Source organism: Petrotoga sp. SL27 (assembly GCF_002924605.1).
Taxonomy (GTDB): Bacteria; Thermotogota; Thermotogae; order Petrotogales; family Petrotogaceae; genus Petrotoga; species Petrotoga sibirica.
On record NZ_JAIP01000015.1, the window covers coordinates 62,554 to 65,727 of the forward strand.

Consider the following 3,174-nt stretch of genomic DNA (forward strand, 5'->3'; position numbering starts at 1 on the left):
ACCTTTTTCCATTCCTTCATTCTTCAACTTTTCAGCTATTGTCATTATCAATTCACCCCTTTCATCCATTACTTTTTTCGCTACTTCTTCTACCTTTTCTATGTTTATATCGTCCCTTGTATACATTAAATACAACATACATGATTCAAATAATTCATCAAACGTCTTTTTGTCTTTTATCCCAACAAGAAATTCAAACGCCTTTATTAATTCTTCGTCAAACTTTTCTCCTGTTTTTACTCTTGCCACTCTTGTCGTTTGTAATATCGCCTTTAAATTTGCTAACCCTACTATACCTAATTTTTCTTCTGGTGAGAAATCATATATCTCATATTGGTAAGTAGGTATATATTGTTTCATTATTTCTGGTAGCTCTTCTATTCCTTCTATGAGATTTATTAACTTCGTCTCTATATTCCATTTGTTTTCTCCATTGTATATTACTAGTGGTATTATTATAGGTAATTTGTTCGTTTTGATGTTGTATTTTTCTTCCCATATTCTGAGTATGTATTTTAAAAGTTGTAGAAGTACACGCGGATCATTGTAGCTTTTGTGTTCAAACAGAATGTATATGTATCCATCTTGTCCATTTATCCTTGTTTTGTACAACATGTCTGAGTGGCTTTCTTTTAAATCTTCATCCACATAGCTTTTGTCTTCTTTGGTTAAATAATTTAGGTCTAGTACTTTGGTAATCTCAGAAGGTAAATAGTTTTCTAAGAAATTTTGAGCTATTTTTTTGTTACCAAAATGTTTTTTGAAGAAAGCATCGTGTGGGTTGTTTAATTCGCTCATCTTTTGCCTCGCTTTGTGCTATAGATTTTGTTTGTTCAAAATTAATTATACCATATGTTTTTGAAGATGTGTTATCTTATTATCCAACTCCTGTATAATGAGTTTTATAGCGCCCTTTCCCCGCTGCCCACCCGTGAGGAAAAGGATCTTTGTTAGTGCCCCTTCACCCTGTTCCCCACCCATTAGGAAAAGGATCTTTGTCAGCGCCCTTTCACCCTGTTCCCCAGCCATAAGGAAAAGATTCTTTTGCCCTTTCACCACGTTTCCCACCCGTTTTAGGAAGAAAAAGTAGGCAAGTTGGGTTTTATAGTTTCGTGTTTTGAAATAAGAAAGGTAATGGTATAATAGGGTTGATTGGAAAACGCTTGGGAGAGAAGAAGTGTTCATTCATAGAGGTATATATTAAGTAGTTCAGATATAAGTTAAAAGATGAAATTTGATAGGACACTACGTATAAACACTTTATAAAAAGCTCAATCCGTTAACCTACAAGTCAAAAAAATATTAGTTTGTGTCATTGAGGAGGGTAATATAAAGATATATTTTTAACAATATTTAATATATTATACCATCAATTGATGGTATAATGTGAGTGTAGGAACCATAAAATGGTTGAATTTTTTCTAGAATTATTGAAACAATTTATCAATAATAATCAATTACAGCTCGTGAAAAGGGTGAAAAATACTGAGTTTCTAACCAAGATCGGATGGACTGAGCAAGACGTTCATAATTTTTTACTTAACGAATTAACAAAAGATGATTTTATATATGATAGTGTAGAAAAAGACTTTAATTTTCCTGAAGGAACTGTTTATATTTTTAAAAAACAATTGTGTGTTGAGGATGAAGTGTATCAAATTTATATAAAAATAAAATACGTTGAAAAAAAAAGATTACATGGTACTTTTGTCTTTTCATGAATCAGAGGAGGGTGAAGGAAATGTATGAATTGAAAAAACCAAAAGAAAAGTTGTTCTGTGAGCAATGTGGAAAATTGGTGGGGTATAAAACTATAAAAAAGAAAGAGAATTATAACGTTAAGAATTATCCTATTGAAGTCGAACGGACTGTTGCTATATGTGAAGAATGTGGGGCTGAGTTACTTGAACCATATTATGAGAATGAGAATTTAAAAGCGGCATACAGAAAATATGCTGAGTTGAATAATTTGGTATTACCTGAAGAGATCAAGGAAATTAGAAGTAAGTATAATGTCTCTCAAACATTATTTGCCTTGATTTTAGGTTTAGGAGAAGCTACTATACAACGTTATGAGATGGGTTCATTGCCAACTAAAGTTAATAGCGATTTGATCAAGAGAGTTTCCGAACCAGTTGAATTTTACAAAATTTTAAAAAGTAATAAAGATAATATTCCCGATATCGAGTATAAGAGGATCTTAGCAAACATTCAAAGAATTCTTAAAGAATTTGAAAATAAACTTGAAATTCAAGAATTGGAAAAAATTCTGTATATTAAACATCCTGAAATAGATATTGAAAAAATGAAAGGTTTAATAGCTGGTTTATTTTATTATTCAAAAAAATATTATCATAAGGATTTTTTATTCAAAACCGTCTTTTTTAAATTGCTATGGTTAGTGGAAAAGGAATCCAAAAAAATTCTTGGCAGGCAAATTGCTAATTTGAAATTCATTCATTATAATTATGGCCCAATTCCCAAAGGGGCAAAAAATGAAGAGGGCGTTCTTTTAGATTATTTGATAAAGACAAATTTAATAAGAATGAATATCGATTTTTCTAAAAAGTTTTTGAAAGAGACATATATGATCTGTTTGGTAGATCAGAGCCCTTTAAAGTATTTAGCAGATGAAGAAAGAAGTGTTGTAGAAAAGATTGTTAAAGAGTATGGAGGATTGAGTGCCAGCAAATTAGTAGAATTGGCACATAATGACGTAGATTTTAAAAATTCAAATTATGGTGAAGAGATTGTGATTTAGTGTAAATTTTTTAATGGATAACTCTGATCTATAACAATATACCACCCTATCACACAAATCCTGTACAGCGAGCTTTATAGCGCCCTTCCCCCACAGCCCGCCCTTCTAAGGAAGGGAACTGCGGTCCCTTAAACTCGGGGGAGTAAGAGGGTTCCGACCTCCATCCTGTCCATCTTAGGCCACCTACCTTACTTTGGGGGTATCATTTGAGGTGGTTTTGTTATAGAATTAAACAGGTGATTATATGGAAAGAAGAAAATATATACTAATATCATTAATTTTTTTATTTTTTTGGGTTGGAGTTATTTTGTTTTTTGGAACAAGAAATCCAGAGGAATCTTCAAATCAATCTTATTTTGTCTATAATGTTATTAAATCAATAGATAATGTATTTGATTTTTCAGATACAAAAT

The 3,174-nt window shown here is 31.4% G+C and carries 4 protein-coding genes and 1 pseudogene; 3 read left to right on the plus strand and 2 right to left on the minus strand.

The window, feature by feature from the left end:
* Both AD60_RS06360 and AD60_RS06365 read right to left on the minus strand, forming a co-directional pair.
* On the minus strand, positions 1-798 hold a 798-nt coding region (locus tag AD60_RS06360), incomplete at its 3' end, for an Rpn family recombination-promoting nuclease/putative transposase (protein ID WP_199177861.1).
* Between the two features lie 45 nt (positions 799-843).
* A complete protein-coding gene (locus AD60_RS06365) occupies positions 844-1,056 on the minus strand; it encodes a hypothetical protein (RefSeq protein ID WP_103927480.1) in 213 nt (70 codons plus the stop codon).
* Between the two features lie 350 nt (positions 1,057-1,406).
* Here AD60_RS06365 and AD60_RS06370 point away from each other — a divergent pair, with 350 nt between their 5' ends.
* The 3 genes and pseudogenes from AD60_RS06370 to AD60_RS10720 form a co-directional block, all read left to right on the plus strand.
* A complete protein-coding gene (locus AD60_RS06370; protein ID WP_103927481.1) occupies positions 1,407-1,721 on the plus strand; it encodes a hypothetical protein in 315 nt (104 codons plus the stop codon).
* A gap of 20 nt (positions 1,722-1,741) precedes the next feature.
* Positions 1,742-2,761 carry a type II TA system antitoxin MqsA family protein gene (locus tag AD60_RS06375; protein ID WP_103927482.1) on the plus strand — a complete coding sequence of 340 codons (1,020 nt, stop codon included), beginning with the start codon at positions 1,742-1,744 and terminating at the stop codon, positions 2,759-2,761.
* Positions 2,762-3,005: 244 nt separating this feature from the next.
* A pseudogene (locus tag AD60_RS10720) lies at positions 3,006-3,174 on the plus strand (hypothetical protein); the annotation flags it as partial.